General features: G+C 67.5%; 16 protein-coding genes. 8 read left to right on the forward strand and 8 right to left on the reverse strand.

Annotated elements, in window-relative coordinates; translation table 11 throughout:
- Nucleotides 1-4 precede the first annotated feature (4 nt).
- Entirely contained in the window at nucleotides 5-361 is a 357-nt protein-coding gene (locus tag ACIRG5_RS12050; protein ID WP_030480284.1) for a septal ring lytic transglycosylase RlpA family protein, read from the forward strand.
- A gap of 130 nt (nucleotides 362-491) precedes the next feature.
- Here ACIRG5_RS12050 and ACIRG5_RS12055 read toward each other — a convergent pair whose 3' ends face one another.
- Both ACIRG5_RS12055 and ACIRG5_RS12060 read right to left on the reverse strand, forming a co-directional pair.
- Nucleotides 492-785 carry a hypothetical protein gene (locus ACIRG5_RS12055; protein WP_402903841.1) on the reverse strand — a complete coding sequence of 98 codons (294 nt, stop codon included), beginning with the start codon at nucleotides 783-785 and terminating at the stop codon, nucleotides 492-494.
- Between the two features lie 28 nt (nucleotides 786-813).
- Nucleotides 814-1,776: a hypothetical protein gene (locus ACIRG5_RS12060; RefSeq protein WP_402903844.1), complete on the reverse strand. Its 963-nt coding sequence runs from the start codon at nucleotides 1,774-1,776 to the stop codon at nucleotides 814-816.
- A 244-nt stretch (nucleotides 1,777-2,020) separates the two neighbouring features.
- On the opposite strand from ACIRG5_RS12060, the gene ACIRG5_RS12065 reads away from it, so the two are divergent.
- Nucleotides 2,021-3,085 (forward strand): DUF418 domain-containing protein, encoded by a 1,065-nt coding sequence (locus ACIRG5_RS12065; RefSeq protein WP_402903847.1) that lies wholly within the window; start codon nucleotides 2,021-2,023, stop codon nucleotides 3,083-3,085.
- Between the two features lie 243 nt (nucleotides 3,086-3,328).
- Nucleotides 3,329-4,480 (forward strand): DUF1707 domain-containing protein, encoded by a 1,152-nt coding sequence (locus tag ACIRG5_RS12070; RefSeq protein WP_402903850.1) that lies wholly within the window; start codon nucleotides 3,329-3,331, stop codon nucleotides 4,478-4,480.
- Between the two features lie 83 nt (nucleotides 4,481-4,563).
- Here the strand turns inward: ACIRG5_RS12070 and ACIRG5_RS12075 are convergent, their stop codons facing one another.
- The gene (locus ACIRG5_RS12075) at nucleotides 4,564-7,719 is read right to left on the reverse strand and encodes a glycosyltransferase (RefSeq protein ID WP_402903853.1); all 3,156 of its coding nucleotides are present in this window, start codon (nucleotides 7,717-7,719) and stop codon (nucleotides 4,564-4,566) included.
- Between the two features lie 20 nt (nucleotides 7,720-7,739).
- Nucleotides 7,740-8,483, reverse strand: a complete 744-nt coding sequence (locus tag ACIRG5_RS12080) for a class I SAM-dependent methyltransferase (RefSeq protein WP_402903856.1) — start codon at nucleotides 8,481-8,483, stop codon at nucleotides 7,740-7,742.
- Between the two features lie 350 nt (nucleotides 8,484-8,833).
- On the opposite strand from ACIRG5_RS12080, the gene ACIRG5_RS12085 reads away from it, so the two are divergent.
- Complete coding sequence (locus ACIRG5_RS12085) at nucleotides 8,834-9,208, forward strand: hypothetical protein (protein ID WP_093594958.1); 375 nt, start codon at nucleotides 8,834-8,836, stop codon at nucleotides 9,206-9,208.
- Between the two features lie 9 nt (nucleotides 9,209-9,217).
- Here ACIRG5_RS12085 and ACIRG5_RS12090 read toward each other — a convergent pair whose 3' ends face one another.
- Together ACIRG5_RS12090 and ACIRG5_RS12095 are read right to left on the reverse strand one after the other, a co-directional pair.
- Nucleotides 9,218-9,406, reverse strand: coding sequence for a DUF397 domain-containing protein (locus ACIRG5_RS12090; RefSeq protein WP_402903859.1), 189 nt, complete (start codon nucleotides 9,404-9,406; stop codon nucleotides 9,218-9,220).
- An 8-nt stretch (nucleotides 9,407-9,414) separates the two neighbouring features.
- Nucleotides 9,415-10,227: a helix-turn-helix domain-containing protein gene (locus tag ACIRG5_RS12095; protein WP_402903862.1), complete on the reverse strand. Its 813-nt coding sequence runs from the start codon at nucleotides 10,225-10,227 to the stop codon at nucleotides 9,415-9,417.
- A 55-nt stretch (nucleotides 10,228-10,282) separates the two neighbouring features.
- On the opposite strand from ACIRG5_RS12095, the gene ACIRG5_RS12100 reads away from it, so the two are divergent.
- From ACIRG5_RS12100 to ACIRG5_RS12110, 3 genes are all read left to right on the forward strand, one after another.
- Nucleotides 10,283-10,558 (forward strand): hypothetical protein, encoded by a 276-nt coding sequence (locus ACIRG5_RS12100; RefSeq protein WP_402903865.1) that lies wholly within the window; start codon nucleotides 10,283-10,285, stop codon nucleotides 10,556-10,558.
- 66 nt (nucleotides 10,559-10,624) lie between these two features.
- Nucleotides 10,625-10,969 carry a hypothetical protein gene (locus ACIRG5_RS12105; protein WP_402903867.1) on the forward strand — a complete coding sequence of 115 codons (345 nt, stop codon included), beginning with the start codon at nucleotides 10,625-10,627 and terminating at the stop codon, nucleotides 10,967-10,969.
- A 91-nt stretch (nucleotides 10,970-11,060) separates the two neighbouring features.
- Nucleotides 11,061-11,273 carry a hypothetical protein gene (locus ACIRG5_RS12110; RefSeq protein ID WP_402903870.1) on the forward strand — a complete coding sequence of 71 codons (213 nt, stop codon included), beginning with the start codon at nucleotides 11,061-11,063 and terminating at the stop codon, nucleotides 11,271-11,273.
- Between the two features lie 2 nt (nucleotides 11,274-11,275).
- Here ACIRG5_RS12110 and ACIRG5_RS12115 read toward each other — a convergent pair whose 3' ends face one another.
- Complete coding sequence (locus ACIRG5_RS12115) at nucleotides 11,276-13,057, reverse strand: gamma-glutamyltransferase family protein (RefSeq protein WP_402903873.1); 1,782 nt, start codon at nucleotides 13,055-13,057, stop codon at nucleotides 11,276-11,278.
- Between the two features lie 336 nt (nucleotides 13,058-13,393).
- Between ACIRG5_RS12115 and ACIRG5_RS12120 the strand changes: the two genes are divergently transcribed.
- On the forward strand, nucleotides 13,394-14,152 hold the full coding sequence (locus tag ACIRG5_RS12120) for an SDR family NAD(P)-dependent oxidoreductase (RefSeq protein WP_402903875.1): 759 nt from the start codon (nucleotides 13,394-13,396) through the stop codon (nucleotides 14,150-14,152).
- Here ACIRG5_RS12120 and ACIRG5_RS12125 read toward each other — a convergent pair.
- A complete protein-coding gene (locus ACIRG5_RS12125) occupies nucleotides 14,149-15,792 on the reverse strand; it encodes a TM0106 family RecB-like putative nuclease (RefSeq protein ID WP_402903878.1) in 1,644 nt (547 codons plus the stop codon). The two genes, ACIRG5_RS12120 and ACIRG5_RS12125, sit on opposite strands and share 4 nt — an antisense overlap.
- Nucleotides 15,793-15,797: the final 5 nt, after the last annotated feature.

The raw sequence follows: 15,797 nt of genomic DNA on the forward strand, positions 1-15,797 counted from the left end.
CACCATGGCAAAGACTCTCGCGGCCGCCGGCCTCACGCTGGCCTCTCTCGCCGCCACCGCTGTGTTCTTCTCCCCCGTGGCCTCTGCCGAGACCTGCAAGGCTTCCTACTACTCCGGGGGCGGCACGACGGCCAGCGGTGAACGCTTCGACCCCAACAAGCTCACGGCCGCGCACAAGACGCTTCCCTTCGGCACGCGAGTGAAGGTGAAGAACCGTTCCAACGGCAAGACGGTGACCGTGCGGATCAACGACCGCGGCCCGTTCATCACCGGCCGATGCGTCGACCTGACCCCGAAGGCCTTCAAGACGATCGCGCCCCTGTCACAGGGCGTAGTCGGCGTGACGGTCACCAAGGTTTGATTGAACCGAAAACAACCGGTTCGCTTGACCCAATCGAGTGAACGGGATAGGCAATCGGGGTGCTGGCGGCGATGAGTGGGCCTGGACGGCTCGCGACCGGGGCTCTCCTGGGTGCGGTCGTCGCCGCGTTTTACGTGCTCGCACCGCTTGTCGGATCGCTCGCGTCGGGCGATCCGGCAGGGCCGGGAAGCGACAAACCGGCCCGCGTCTCACTGATCAACACGCCTTCGCTGATCCCGACGGAGTCCGAGACCCCGTCACAGACAGTGGCGTCCAGCTCGTCGTCAGCGCCGTCTTCTTCTTCCAAGACAACGACTACGACGACAACCACGACCACCACCACAGCGGTGACGACAACGACCACCAAGGCGCCGCCGCCCGTCACCACGACGACCACCCGGCCGCCGACCACGACGACGACCACCAAGCAGTGCGGACTGATCTTCTGCTGATCAGGCGGTTCTGCGGCCCTCGTAGATCGCGTCGAACCGGCTCGTGTCGTGCAGCCCGTGCCGCAACAACCGCGCGGCATCAACGAGGTTCTTGTCCTCGCGTGCCATCGGTTCGCTGACGTGGTCAAGACACGCGCCGACCAGCTCGTCATGGCTGGGCAACGCGAGTTCGGGATACAGCTCCTCAACTCGCGCAGCGAAACCCGCACGCAGGTAAGCGATTTCCTTGGGCGTGTACACACCCTTCGTGACGCCGTGGTCCCACATCCAGAAGGCGAGCTCGACGAACCTGGGCCGTTCAGGCACCTCGTCGTGCGAAGCCGTGCGCGCTGCCAGAAGCCTTGCGCAATAACGCCACCACGACCGGAAGTCCTCCACCGGCCTTTCAGCCCAACCGATCCGCTCCTCCACCGACATCGAGGCAAGCGCTTTTACCTGCCGCCACACCATCCGGTGGTCGCCGTCGAACGAGATCGTCAGATCCTGCCCGAACGCCGTGAAGATCTTCCGCACGCTGCCGGGCCGGAACTCGGGATCCACTCCCACGTGAACCGTGACCTGAGCGTCCGGCTGCCAGTACAGCTGATGCCCGAACTCCACCCCACCGACCGCGACCAGCTCGACCCCACGCCGCTCCAACTCGGCCGCGAGCTCGTCGAACATCAGCACCCCGCCGAACCGCCCGTACTTCGCGGCCACGGCGTCATCCAGCCACTCGTCGCCGTACTCCAGCCGATGCGCCTGCACGGCGAGGTGCTCGCCCTGCCAGCCCAGCTCGCGTTCCCGCCGGTACCAGCCGACCTCGACCAGCCCGTACGACCGCCAGTACGTGCGCCCGCCGTGCTTCTCCCCGCCGAGCCCACCCATGACCTCGGCCGCGACGTCCGGGCCCAGGTTCGCGTCGAGCCCGAGGACGGTGCCGGTCTGCACGACGTCGGCGAAGAAACCGGCCTTGGCATTCACGAGTCCGGACCTGCGGGGAACGCGGCTTCGTCAGCTGAAGCCAGTGCGGAGAGATCTCTGCCGACCATCGTGACGAGTCCACCACACTTCGCCCGAACTACATCGGAAACCACTGAAAGCCTCTCTTTCGCCCAGTACATTTGCAGGTCACTCACCGCGCTGGTGCAGTGAGACGCTGGGGAATCAGATGCACACAGTGAGCAAGCGGTCGTTGGCGCCCGACCTTGCGCGTGGCTTGATGTTGATGTTGATCGCACTCTCGCACGCGCATTCGTTCATCCGGGGCCACCCGACGACCCATCGCTACTACCCCACGGACGGCAGTTCGCTCGACAAGGCGATCGCCGGTGTGCAGATGGTCTTCGTCGACGGACAACCGCTTCCGCTGTTCGCGGCGATGTTCGGCTACGGGCTGGTGCAGATGGCGGGCCGGCAGGCCACGTGGCCCATGGCGCGCTGGGTGATCATCAAGCGCTGCTTCTGGATGATCGTGCTCGGCGGTCTCCACGCGTACTTCCTGTTCGAGGCCGACATCCTCGGCACCTACGGCGTGCTCGGACTGGTGCTGGTCAGCACGATGGTGTGGCGCAACCAGTCCCTGCTGGCACTCGCCGGCGGGTGGATGGTGGTGCACCTGGCCTACATCGGCCTGTCCGCGGCCGGGATCCTCAAGGTCGACGGGGTGCTGCCGGAGGGGATCGAGACCTGGGCACTGCACACCGTGGTGTGGCCGGCGGCCGTGCTGGTCCCGATGGTGCTGGGCATGTGGGCCGCACGGCACCGGATGCTGACGGAACCCGAACGACACGTGCGGTTCCTGCGCAACACAGCGCTCGCGGGCATCGGGTTCATGATCATCGGCTGCCTGCCGCTCGCGCTGAAGGTCGCGCAGGTGGTGGACTACGTGCCGAGGCCGCTTGCCATCCTGCACACCGTCAGTCTGCTGCCCGGCGGTCTCGGCTACGCGGCGCTGATGGGGTGGATCTCGGCACGGGTGAAGACGCCGAACCTGCTGATGGTGGCGATCGCGGCGACCGGTGAGCGTTCGCTGACGTGCTACATCCTGCAGTCCGTGTCGTGGACGGCGTTGTTCACGATCGGCGGTCTCGGCTACGAGATCGGCGTCGCGCAGGCATCGCTCATAGGCCTTCTCACCTGGCTCACCACCGTCCTGCTGGCACTGGGCATGCATCTCGCGGGCATTCGCGGTCCCCTGGAGGTGCTGCTGCGGTTCCTGACGTACGGGCGGCGCAAGAAGAAACTTCCTGTCGCCCGGCCAACACCCGTGATGGCCGAACAGTTCAGGTAGCGGTTGATATCCGTACTAGCCGGGATCAACTCATCGACGGCCGCGTTCTTCGTCAGACCTGTTCAGGACGTCCAAGCGGCCTATCTGAAACACCCGTACGCCGCCATCACTACGAGTCGATAACTGGACCATCGACCCGTCGGTATCGAGTCGCGGTGAACAACTACCCTCAGCCCGAAGTCACTCGTGAACAGGTGCGACAATGACGTGTTTTCAGGATGAGCGCATCGGCAGGGGGCTACTGTGAGTTGGCAGGACGAGTTGCAGAAGCTCGACGCCGAGTTGGCGAGCGGCCGCGTGTCCGCCGATGAGTACCGGCAGCGCCGCGACGGCATCTTGGCGGGCAACACCGGTGCGCCGCAGGACGCCGGCTCGGTCGCCCCTCCGGCACGGTGGCAGGCGATGCCGCCGTCGGAGAAGACCCAGTACATCCAGCCGGTGTCAGGTCCCCAGCCCGTTCAGCAGGCGCCGCAGCAGAACTCGGACAAGACCCAGGTCGTGTCCGTCAACGGCGGCGGCGGCAACAACAACCCGGACGCCACCCAGGTGGTGCCGGGCAGCGGCGGGTTCCCCCAGCCGAACTACGCACAACCGCAACAGCAGTTCCCCCAGGGCGGCGGCTGGCAGGGCGGGCAGACCAGCGCACCGCCACCGCCGTGGCTGAGCGGCGACCAGGACTCCTTCGCGCAGCCGTCGTGGAACCAGGGTCCCGAGGTCTTCGACTCGGCCGGCAAGTCGTCCGGCAAGGGCAAGAAGATCGTCGGCATCGTGATCATCGTGCTGCTCGTGGCCGGCCTCGGCGTCGGCGGCTATTTCTTCTTCACCAGCAAGAAGGACAACCAGGCGCAGCCACCGGTCGGCCAGACCTCGACGTCGGCCACCCCGACGGTCAAGCCGCTCGCTGATCCGCCCGCCCAGAAGCCGGACGCCGGCACGACCACCGACTCGGTCTTCGGTCCGCTGCCCGGTACCGAGCGGCCAGGAGGCGGGCAGTTCGACCTGCCGAAGTTGGCGGCGCAGAAGCTGCTGGTCGGCAAGACCACCGAGGCGCTCACCGCCGGCGGGATGACCCAGGCGACGCTCAGCACCACGACCGACGGCGCGAACACCCTGAGCATCATCGTCATGGCGGTCACGGACCAGGCCGCGGCGAGCAAGGTGGTGGCGGGTTACCTGGCGGACCAGTCCGCGCTGAAGGAGAACAAGGACCTCGCGTACAAGGGCGTCAAGGTCGTCACGGACCCCGACAAGAAGGTCCTGCGCGCGGTTTACGTCTACTACAACAAGGCAGTCGTCGTGGAGGTCTTCACCTCCGAGTCGGGCAGCTCGGCGGAGACCCAGTTCAAGCAGCTGCTGAAGGACCAGCTCGAGTTCGCTCCCCCGACGGTGCGGTAGCCGGCGCGTCGCACTCGAACGAGCGTTCCTGATCCACAGACAGCACAAGGGCCCCGAGGCGACTCGGGGCCCTTGTGCGTCTACTACTTGAGCAAGCCTTCCAGCATCGCGCGGGCGGCCTGCGGACCGAACTGTTCCGCGACCTTCTCCTTCGCGGAACCGGAAAGCCTGTACCAGAGGTCGTCGTCCCGCATCAGCCGGACGATCGCGCCGGCGACCTCCTCCTCGGTGTCACCGACGAGCACGTCCTGCTCCGGCACCAGGTGCATGCCTTCCAGCGCCAGGGTCGTGCCCACCACCGGGACACCCTCGCTGACGCTCTGCCCGATCTTGCCCTTCACCCCGGCGCCGTAGCGCAGCGGTGCCAAGGTGATCCGCGCCCGCGCGTACACCGGACCGAGGTCGTCGACGAACCCGACGACGTCCACACCGGCGTCCTCGTCGTGCAGAGCCTGCACGTCCTTCGTCGGGTTGGATCCGACGATGCGCAGCGTCGCGTCCGGGATCTCCTTGCGCACCAACGGCATGATGGACTTGGCCAGCCATTGCGCCGCGTCCCGGTTCGGCAGGTGGTCGTACCCGCCGATGAACACCAGGTCGGTGCGACCGTCCACAGAGGCCGGTGTCCAGTCGACCGTGTGGACGTTGGACAGCACCCGCACGTCGGCGGTCGGCACCAGTTGTCCCAGCAGGTTCTGCTCCGCCTCGGACACCACGAACGTCACGTCGGTCGCCCGTACCAGGCCGATCTCCAGCTCGCGCGCGGCCTCGGCCTTGCGGCGCAATCCGAGCGCGCTCTCGGCGTCCCCGTCGCGCTCGGTCACCGCTGCCTGCCGCTCCAACCGGAGGAAGTGCAGATCGACGGTGTCGTAGGCGATGACGCACTGCGGGGCCCGCGTGCGCAGCTCCTCCAGCATGATCCAGGCGACGTTGGGCCGGGACAGCAACGCGAACGACAGCTCGGAGGCCACCTCGCGCAGGAACTGCCACTGCCGCTCGTTCTGGGTCAGCACCGTGATGCCGAGCTGGCGGAGCTCATCGGTGTCCGGCTGGTGCTCGCTGAAGTTGGCGGGGAAGAACACGACCCGGCAACCGAGGCCGACCAGTTCCTCGAGCACCGCGCGCATGCGCACGGACCCGGAGTCCATCCTGGTGAGCGGCACCTGGTGGTCCATGACCAGCACCAGCGGGCCACCGCGGTCGAACGGGTCGCGCTGGCGGGCGAGCCACAGGTTCGCCTCGCTCGGGCCCGGCAACTGGCGGCTGAGCGCGTCCGCCCACTTCTCCGCGAACACCGTGCGGTTGAGCTCCTGGTGCCGCTTCACGCCGCTGCTGACGTCCTTGCCGTGCGAGATGCCCTCGTGGTGCACCACCACGGACTTCGGCTGCACGACCACGCGGTGCCCGGAGGCCCTGATCGCGAACGCCAGGTCGGTGTCCTCGTAGTAGGCGGGCGCGAACCGCGTGTCGAACCTGCCGACCCGCTCGAAGAGGTCACGCCGGACCAGGATCGCCGCGCCAGAGCAGTAGTCGACGTCGCGCAGGACGTTGACGGCCTGGTCGTTCGGATCGCCGTTGCGGCCGTAGTTCCAGCCTGTCGCGTCGGACCAGATGATGCCGCCGGCCTCCTGCAGGGTGCCGTCCGGGTAGACCAGCTTGGCGCCGACGAGGCCGATCCGGTCGTCCGAGTTCACGGTCTCGACCAGCGCCTCCAGCCAGCCGGACGTCACCTCTGTGTCGTTGTTGAGGAAGAGGAGCAGCTCGGAACGCGCCTTCTCGGCGCCGAGGTTGCAGGCGCCGATGAACCCCAGGTTGCGCGGTGTGCGGACCAGCCGGACGCCGGTGCACGCCGCGAGCTTCTCCGCGCTGTCGTCCGGTGAAGCGTCATCGACCACGATGACCTCGAACGGCACAGTGGAGTGCACGCTGTTGATGCTCAGCAGACACTGCCGCGTGTACGACCACTTGCCGTGCACCGGGATGATGATGCTGACCAGCGGCTTGTCACTGGTGTGCACGGCGACGGGCGTTCGCGGCTCGGCAGGCGTGTGTGGCACGACGCCCGGCTGCCGCCCGAGAGCCCTTTCGTAGGTGTCACGCAACGTGCCGCCGCGCGGTGCCACCTTCTCGATGACGTTGCGGTACTTGCCGAGCGCGCGCTGCACCAGGACGTTCTGCTCGTCGACCTGCCTGGACAGCCGCTGCACCTCGGCCTCGGCCCGAATCGCACGCTGCTCGAGCACGCTGGCCGAGTCCTGCATCCACTCGATGACGGCCGCCGACCGGTCGGCGTTGCGCAACGCCTGATTCAACTCGGCGGAGAGGCGCTCGCGTTCGACGCGCGATTCCGCCACCGACTCCAGCGCGGACAGCTTGTCCCGCTCCTCGGCCTGGCGGTGCTGCTCCAGGGTCTGGATCGTCGACTTGAGCTGCTCGACCTCCGCCCTGTTGGCCTCGTACAGCGCGCGCAGCTGGCCGACGCTGCGTTGCACCAGCGTCAGCTCGGGGTCGAGCATGATCGCGGCCGCGGGCAGCGCCGGCAGTGAGCCCTGCGAGGCCACCGCGAACAGGTAGGTGTGCGGCAGACCGCGCTCGACCGACCACGTGTCGCCGTTCGGCCTCGCCGTGTGCGCGCTGACCGCGCCCTCGCGGGTGCCGGTCGCCGTGATGACCGAGCCGACGGCGACGTTCTGCCGGAACATCGCGACGTTGGCGAAGTCCGCCTTCAACAGCTCGCCGAACTCGCGCTCGGTGAGTTCCTTGAGGTGGAACTCGTTGCAGTTGTCGTGCTGGTGGCTGTAGACCTCGGTGTCCGGCGTGCTGATCACCAGCAGACCGCCGGGCGCCAGCCGTGCGCGGACCAGCTCCATCAACCCGGCGTGATCCGTGACGTGCTCGATCGCCTCGAAGCAGGTGATCACGTCGAACTGCCCCGCCTCGGCCAGCACCGCGGGGTCGGTGATGGATCCGACGACGAACCTCAGCGTGGCGCCGCCGTAGTTCAGCTGCGCGTGCTCGACCGACGGTGCGTCGATGTCGACCCCGACGACCTCCGAGGCCGCCTCGGCGAGCATGGCCGCGCCATAGCCCTCACCACTGGCGAGGTCGAGGACCCGCTTTCCGGCGACGAGATCCCTCGCGAGCGCGTAGCGGTGGTAGTGCTCGTACACCACCTGCGTGTCCTCGGTCCACGGGACGCAGCGCTCCCCGGTCCACTCGATCCGGCGATCCAGCTCCATGAATCTGTCTCCAGCGCCTTTCATCGGCGGGTGCTTCGCAACAGGGCGAAGGCTCGTTCGTCACGGTCGGCGTGTGCGGGGTCGGAACCTTCCGTGGCTCCCACGCTGACGTAGTCCTCGACCGTCCACCCGGTCCGCTCGAAGATCCGGCGAAGGCCGGCCTCGGAGAAGATCCAGAAGTTGGTGGAGTCGTTGTTGGCCTCGGCCGGGTGGAGCAGATAGGCCACCGGCAGGTGCGCGAAGTCGGTCCCGTGATCCGGCGAGAGCTGCGCGATCCTCGTCGACACCACCAGGCGGTCGACGCGCTTCGCCAGCTCCTCGAGCACGTAGTACGGGTTCTTCAGGTGGTACAGGATCCCCAGGAAGAACACGAGGTCGTAGTGGTCTCGCGGCAGCCTGAACTGGGTGTCGAGGTCGATCTCGTGGATCTGCACCTCCGACGCGAGCTCCTCGCGCATCCGCCGCGCGCCGCGCACCCCGTTGTAGTTCGTCGGCGGGTTGTCGATCAGGTCGACGGCGCACCCGAGCCGCTGCTCCAGGAAGAAGGCGAAGTCGCCGTCCGCCGCTCCGATGTCCGCGACCGTGCCACCCGCGACCTGCGCGAACAGGTCTCTGCGTGGGCCGGTCAGCATGGCGTCGAGGTGGAAGATGTTCGCCATCGTGTCGTACGGGTACCAGTCGAAGTCGACCTGTAGTTGTTCCTTGCGCGTGAGCAGCTCTTGCCTGAAGTCCAGAGCCTGCTTCTTCACGACCTCGAAGTCCACGCCTGGGATTCTGCCCGACCACGCGCTGTCGGCGTGGCGGGTACGTACAACCTTCCGGCAGTGCTACACGTCTACTACTTGTGTAAGTCACCACCCGGAGGCGACACATGTTGATCACCGTGACGTTAGTCACATTGGGCGGTTTGGCGTTCTTGGTGCGAACCGTAGCGGTCCTCCTGGCCGTTTCCTCTTCCAAGAAGGCCAACGATTACCCTGCGCCACAAACGTCCGCCAATTGAGATACTCGTTCGGAGTACGTCTTACGGCGGAACGTTGACTTACCGTACGATCCTTTCGGGTCGTATGACTGATCAGTCACCCGAAGGGGACCTCACAGGGGTAGGTGCGCCATGGACCACGCACTGAACAAGGTCATCGAGCTGCGCGAGAGTGGCTTTCAGTTCCTCCACCTGAGGGACGACGCCGGGCAGCTCGACCGGATCATGGCGTTCAAGCAGCGCAGAGGCTTCATCGACTCGATCCTGTTCTGGTCGGAGACGGAAGCGCGCGCAGGACGTCTGCCGGCGGTTCGCGACTCGGCCAGGCCGGCCCAGGCCGTGTGGATCTACGAGGGCCCGTTGGTCGAGGCCGTGGACAGGCTGCTGGACCTGCCTGAGCCCGGCGCGCGCAACGCACCCTCGTTGATGAAGGCGACCGCGTCCGACCTGGCTGTCGTGACGACGCTGCCGTTCAAGCTGAAGTTGCCGCCGGGGGCTATCGCCTAGGGCCGGCCGTCAGTTGTTTTCGAAGTCGCCGCGCTTTACGGCGCTGATGAACGCTGCCCACTGGGGCGCGGCGACAACCGAACTCGTTCGGCTCTTGGAGTCGCGCACGCGCGCGGCTGAGCCGTTCAGCGCAATCTCGACGCAGCTTCCGTTTCCGCCGTTGTTGCTGCGGCTGCTCTTGCGCCACACAACAGACACTTGGACCCCTACCTCTCGGCAGCCAGCCTCTCGATCCACGCTGCGGACTCCTCGTGAGTCAACGCCAGCTTCGAGAGGTGCTTGAAGGTAAGGATAGTGGCTTTCACGCGTGCTGGATCGTCGATGTGAAGCGATCCGCCGACGTGCTCGACGTAGAGGATCTTCGGGTCTCCGCTGTACGGAAAGTCCAGCAGATTGAAGCCGCCGTTGTGTCCGTCGTGCAGTCCTGCGATGTCCAATACGACCTGAATGGTGACGTTCGGTAGCAGGCCGACCTTCTTGATGTGGATGAGTTGATCTTGGTCCGCATACCGGAGCGCCGCTTCGGTGATGATCGCGTGGTAGGAGAACGGGTTGTCGCCGGCGAGACGCTTCTGCCTGCGCTCACGTATGGCGATCTGGTCATCGATCCACTTCTTCGAGCGCTGAGACCGCGATCCGGCGAACAGCGTCCGCATGTACCCCTTGCTCTGGATCATCCCCGGGATGTAGTTCGGCTGGAACTCCCGCACCGCCGAGGCGTCGTGCTCCAAACTGATGTAACCCTGATCTTCCAGCCGGTACTGCTTCCACCAGCCCTTCTCCTTGGCCAGTTTCCACATCTCCAGGTAGGGCTCCAACTCGTCGCCTATCACGCCGTACACGTCGAGCATCGTGCGCAACGCGTGGACGTCCGGCACCTGGCCGTTCTCGATGCGGCTGAGCTTCGGAACGTTGTAGTCGATCCGGTCGGCAGCCTCACGCTGACTCAGCCCGGCTCGTTCGCGCAGCAGTTTGAGCGCCTCGCCGAGGCGCCTTTGCCGGAACGTGGGTTCAGCCACGGCCCAAACGTTACGGTCAAGATCCGGAAAATGAGATTCTCACTCGCCGGGTGCGGTGAGGAACGTGCTGGTCATGGACCACTTCCATCGCATCGAGTACCACCGCCGCCTCCCCGGCGGCGCCCTGGTCCTCGAACACACCGAAGAGGTCGTCGACCACGGTTGGTACATAAAGAAAGGCGACGACTGGCGCCGCCGGTACACGCTGGAGTGCGCGCACGACTTCATGTCCCGGGCTGGAACGAGAACAGGCGCGTACGCGATATCCGTGTGGCGGGGCCAGGATCGGGTTTGCACGGTCGGAATCGAGTGGCGTACCCCCAAAGGATGAAGAACTTCCCTCGCCTGAGTTACGCAGCTTGATGTAGAGGGCCCGGACCCAGAAACGTTCGCGCCCATGAACCTCAGGAAGACCGTCGCGGGGGCCGCTGTTGCCCTCGGCAGCGCTACCGTCATGCTCGGCCTGGGTGGTATCGCACACGCGGACACCGGGTCCGCCGCCGCTCACACCGCACCCGACCTGGGTGGCCAGCTGGGCGACATCGCGCAGGCAGGCGACCTCGCGCACGTCAACACCGCCGACGCCACGGGCAAGATCCAGGCGATCAACGCGCAGGACGCGGACGTCAACGCGCTCGTCGAGAACGTCGACGCCGGCGCGACGGGCCTGCCGGCCTCCACGCTGCTCGGCCTGAACGAGCCGGCCGGCGTGCCGACCGGTGCCGCGTCCATCGGCATCTGATCTGACCGACCAGCACTTCCTGGCCGGGGCGGCGCCCGATTCCCTCCCCCTCGAATCGGGCGCCGTTCCACTTTTGTAGGAGCGGACCGTCTTGGGCATCAAGAAGATCGTCGCTTCCGCCGGTATCGCCGCGGGTGCGATCGCTGCGATGGCGGGCACCGCGAGTGCCGCGCCGCAGCTTCCCGACGCCGACCCGATCGGCAAGGTCAGCGAGTTCGGCGACAGCGCCGGGGTCAGCACGCTGCACAACTTCGGTGGCAACGTGGAGATGATCCACGACGGCACCAGGATCATCGGCGGCTAGAACTACCGGCCTGCCGCGTAGCCCTGCGCGCCGCGGGCGTTCGCGCCGGCGCGCAGCAGTGCGTCGAAGGCATCCCTCGCCACGGCGGACATCCGGCCGAGCGTCCACTCGCCGGCGTCCACGACCTGGTGGCCACGCGATCGCAACGCATCCAGGACGTCCACGCCGACGCGGGACTCGATGACGAGTTCGCCCGGCGTCCAGGCCCGCGGGTAGAACGAGCTCGGGAACGCGTTCGAGTGCCACATCGGCGAGTCGATCGCCTCCTGCAGGTTCAGGCCCGCGCGGTGCGCCAGCCAGAAGCCGAGCTGCCACTGGTCCTGCTGATCGCCGCCGGGGGTGCCGAACGCCAGCGCGGGACGGCCGTCGCGCAACGCCATCGACGGCGACAGCGTGGTCCGCGGGCGCTTGCCGGGGGCCAGTGAGTTCGGCAGATCCTCGTCCAGCCAGAACATCTGGGCGCGGCTGCCCAGGCAGAAGCCGAGCGACGGGATCGTCGGCGAGGACTGCAGCCAGCCGCCGGACGGGGTCGCGGAGACCATGTTGCCCCAGCGGTCCACGACGTCCACGTGCACGGTGTCGCCGCGCGTCACGCCGGAGCGTTCCACGGTCGGTTCGCCGATCGCACCGGTCGGATCGGAGATCGACGTCGACGGCCCGCTGATGATGTGCTGGGGCAGCAGCGGTTTCCGGCCGTCGGGCGAGCCCGGCCGAAGTTCGAGGGACGCTGAGTCGGAGATCAGCGCACGGCGATCGGTGGCGTAGGCGCGCGACAGCAGGGTCTCCAGCGGCACGTCCGGAACGTCGCCGTACCAGGCCTCGCGGTCGGCGAACGCCAGCTTCGCGGCCTCGACGGCGAGGTGCACGGTCTCCGCGGTGGGCTTGCCGTCCACATAGGACAGGTCGTAGCCCTCCAGCAACCGCAGCTGCTGCGCGAGAACGGGTCCCTGCGTCCACGCGCCTGCCTTGACGAGCGACCACTCGCCGAAGTCGGCGACGACCGCGTCCTCGTACGACGCCTCCCACGACGCCATGTCGGCACCGGTCAGCACTCCCGCGTGGTCACGACCGGAGTCGTCGCGGAACTCCGAACGGCAGAACTCGTCGATCTGCGCCGCGACGAATCCCTGCGACCAGGCCCGGCGCGCGGCCTCGATCTGCGCCTCGCGGTCGGAGCCGGCTGCCTCGGCCGCGGCCAGCAGCCACTCCCAGGTGTCAGCGAGCTTCGGGTTGCGGAACCGGCCGCCGGGAGCCGGCAGGACGCCGTCGGGCATCCACTGCGCGGCGGACGTCGGCCAGTGGTCGCGGAAGAGGTCCGAGACGAGTCCGATGGTGTGTGCGGCGCGTTCGACCAGCGGGAAGCCGTCGCGGGCGTAGCCGATCGCCCGGTCGAGCACGTCGCGCAACGACTTGGTGCCGTGGTCACGCAGCAGAGTGAGCCAGCCGTCCCACGCGCCGGGCACCGTCGCGGCCAGCAGCCCACTGCCGGGCACCAGCGAAAGACCCAGGTCCGTGTAGTGCTCGATCGACGCTCCGGCGGGCGCCACGCCCTGGCCGCAGAGCACGCGCGGGGCCGCTCCCGCGGCCGAGAAGATGATCGGCACCTCGCCGCCGGGGCCGTTGAGGTGCGGTTCCACCACCTGCAACACGAAACCGGCGGTCACGGCGGCGTCGAAGGCGTTGCCGCCGTCCTCCAGCACCGCCATGGCCGACGCGGAGGCCAGCCAGTGGGTCGAAGCGACCATGCCGAAGGTGCCGACGAGTTCGGGGCGCGTGGTGAACACAGAAATAAAGGTACGCGAGGCTAACTATATTGTGTGACTCCAAGTGACGCATGCCCCACACCCGAACGGAGCAGACCCTGATACGGGTACGACTTTGGTCGTAGCGGACGGTGACAGATCTCCTACCAGAGGTCTACCGGCGCGGCCGATGTTTCGAACACCGTCGAACGGCACAGTTCTAGGCATGGGAATTCTGGGTGTCGCGACGATCTTCATCGGCCTCGCGCTCGTGGCAGCGGTGCCGTTGGTGGCCCTGCTCCACTGGACCGACCGTTGAGTTCGAGGTAACGAGCGTTAACCTCCTCGCGAGCAGTTCGCTTCGAGGAGGATGAAGGCATGGAGATCTCGGGTACCGCGGCCATCGTCACCGGTGGCGCGTCCGGTCTCGGCGGCGCGACCGCACGTGCGCTGGCGGCGCGTGGAGCGCAGGTTTTCGCTCTCGACCTGCCGAGCGCCATCGCGAACGCCGACGCGGTCGAGAACGTCACCTACCTGGCCGCCGACGTGACCTCGGGCGAAGAGGTCCAGGCCGCCGTCGACACCGCGGCCGGTTCCGGCGCCCCGCTGCGCATCACGGTGAACTGCGCGGGCATCGGCCCGTCGTCTCGCACCGTCGGCAAGACCGGCCCGCACGACCTCGACCTCTACCGCAAGATCATCGAGGTCAACCTGATCGGCTCGTTCAACGTCCTGCGCCTGGCCGCCGCGGCCATGGGCAAGACCGAGGAGCTGGAGCACGGCGCCCGCGGCGTCATCATCAACACCGCGTCGATCGCCGCGTTCGACGGCCAGATCGGCCAGGTCGCCTACGCCTCGTCCAAGGGCGGCGTCGTCGGCATGACCCTGCCGGCCGCCCGCGACCTGAGCAACGTCGGCATCCGCGTGCTCACCATCGCGCCCGGCATCGTCGACACCCCGATGCTCGCTACGGTCTCCGACGAGTTCCGCGCGGGTCTCGCCGCCGGCGTGCCGTTCCCGAAGCGCCTGGCCCAGCCGTCCGAGTACGCGCAGCTCGCGCTCTCGATCATCGAGCACGACTACCTGAACGGAGAGGTCATCCGCATGGACGGCGCTCTCCGCATGGCACCCCGCTAAAGCTCTCCTGCGAAGGGCAGACGCGACATGGCGTCCGAGGTCATCCACTCGCGCAGGCGATGGGTGGCCCGGACGTCGTCCTCGTTGTACTCCAGCAACCGCTGCCGCTGATCGGTGTCGAGCACGTCGCCGTTCATCCCGACCGCGGACCGGTACCAGCGCATGGAGTTCTCGCCGCCGGCCTCGGGATCGCGCCACGAGAACCCCGCCACCGGCGCGATGACCTTCAGGCCCTTGCCGTGCGCGCACAGGAACTGCTCGCGGACGATGCCGAACAGGTCGACCCACGAGTCCGAGTTGATGAACTCCTTGATCTGCGCCACGGTCGGAATGCCGGGCTTGCCCGCGAACCGTTCCGCCGACGCCAGCAGCCAGCGGTTCTCGGCCAGCTCGTTGTAGCAGTAGGCGCGGAACGACAGCCCGCGCGCCTTGGCCCGCAACCGGATCCCGGTCAGCCAGGTCCAGAACTCGGCGAACGACCGCGCCTCGTCGTCGCACGGCAGCGGGTCCCACGTGACGAAGGCGCGGTAACCGTGCTCCTCGTCGATGTCCTTTCCGGACAGCAGGCAGCCCCACATGTACGCGCCGAGATCGCCGAAGCTCTCCATGTCGACGTCGACCTCGACGTCCGCGCGCGGCACGTTCATCTCGGGTACGCGACGCACCAGCGTCAGGTCGCGCAGCCACGCCCGCGCCAGCACCACGGCGTCCCCGAACGGCATGCCGACGAGCTGGATCGGACCCACGGCCGCAGGATCGAGCTCGGCCAGGTCGTCCACAGTGGACAGGCCGATCTTCCGCAACGCCACCGCGTCCTCGCCGCGCACGACGAGGCTGACGTCCCGGCCCTGCTTGAGATCGTTGTCGCAGGTGGGCCACCACGGGCACGTCTTGCAGTCGACGATCCGCGACGGCCGGGCGAGTGGCTCCCGCTCGTTCGCCGCCGCCAGCGCCACGGCCAGCCGGTCGCTGAACCGGGCGTCGTACTCGGCCAGCGCGTTGCGTCCGCCCGGCCACGTCGGCGCCTCCAGGTCGTGCCACAGCACCACGTCGGCGTCCATGCCGATCACGCCCCCCGTGGCGCGGCCGTTGCGCGCGTACCCGGCGGCCTGCAGCTGCCGTTGCGCGTGGGCCAGCCGCAGCTGATCACGAGGCTGGGGACGGACCTTGCGATGCGGGTCCGTGCGGCTGCCGTCGGGCAACGGCATCGTCAACGGGCTCGTGCGGGCGCCCTGGCCGGGATCGGTGATCTTGTGCCGGACCACGAGCACCGGCACGTAGCCGGAGGAATCCTTGACCAGCAGGTCGATTCCGCCACGACGGCCGCCGCGTGGATCACGGGGCAGGGCGGCGCCCCAGATGTACTGGGCGCCCATCTCCATCGCCGCGAGCGTCACCCGTTCCCGGTCCGCGCTGCGCACATCGGGCCCGCTCGGCACCTCGAAGAGGTTCGAGCCGACGATCCTGCCGAGCGCGTCCGCCACCGCACGCCGATGGTTGGTCGCGTCCGCTTTCCGTTGTTCCGAAGCCGGATCTGGCGCCGCCTTGGGAACGTCGCGCATGTCCGGATCGTTTTCGAGGTGCACCCGCCGCCGACAACGAGTGACCACGCCGGCGTCTAGCTGCACCTGGGAAGTCACAGGAT

This window comes from Lentzea sp. NPDC102401, assembly GCF_044765805.1.
Classification (GTDB): Bacteria; Actinomycetota; Actinomycetes; order Mycobacteriales; family Pseudonocardiaceae; genus Lentzea; species Lentzea sokolovensis.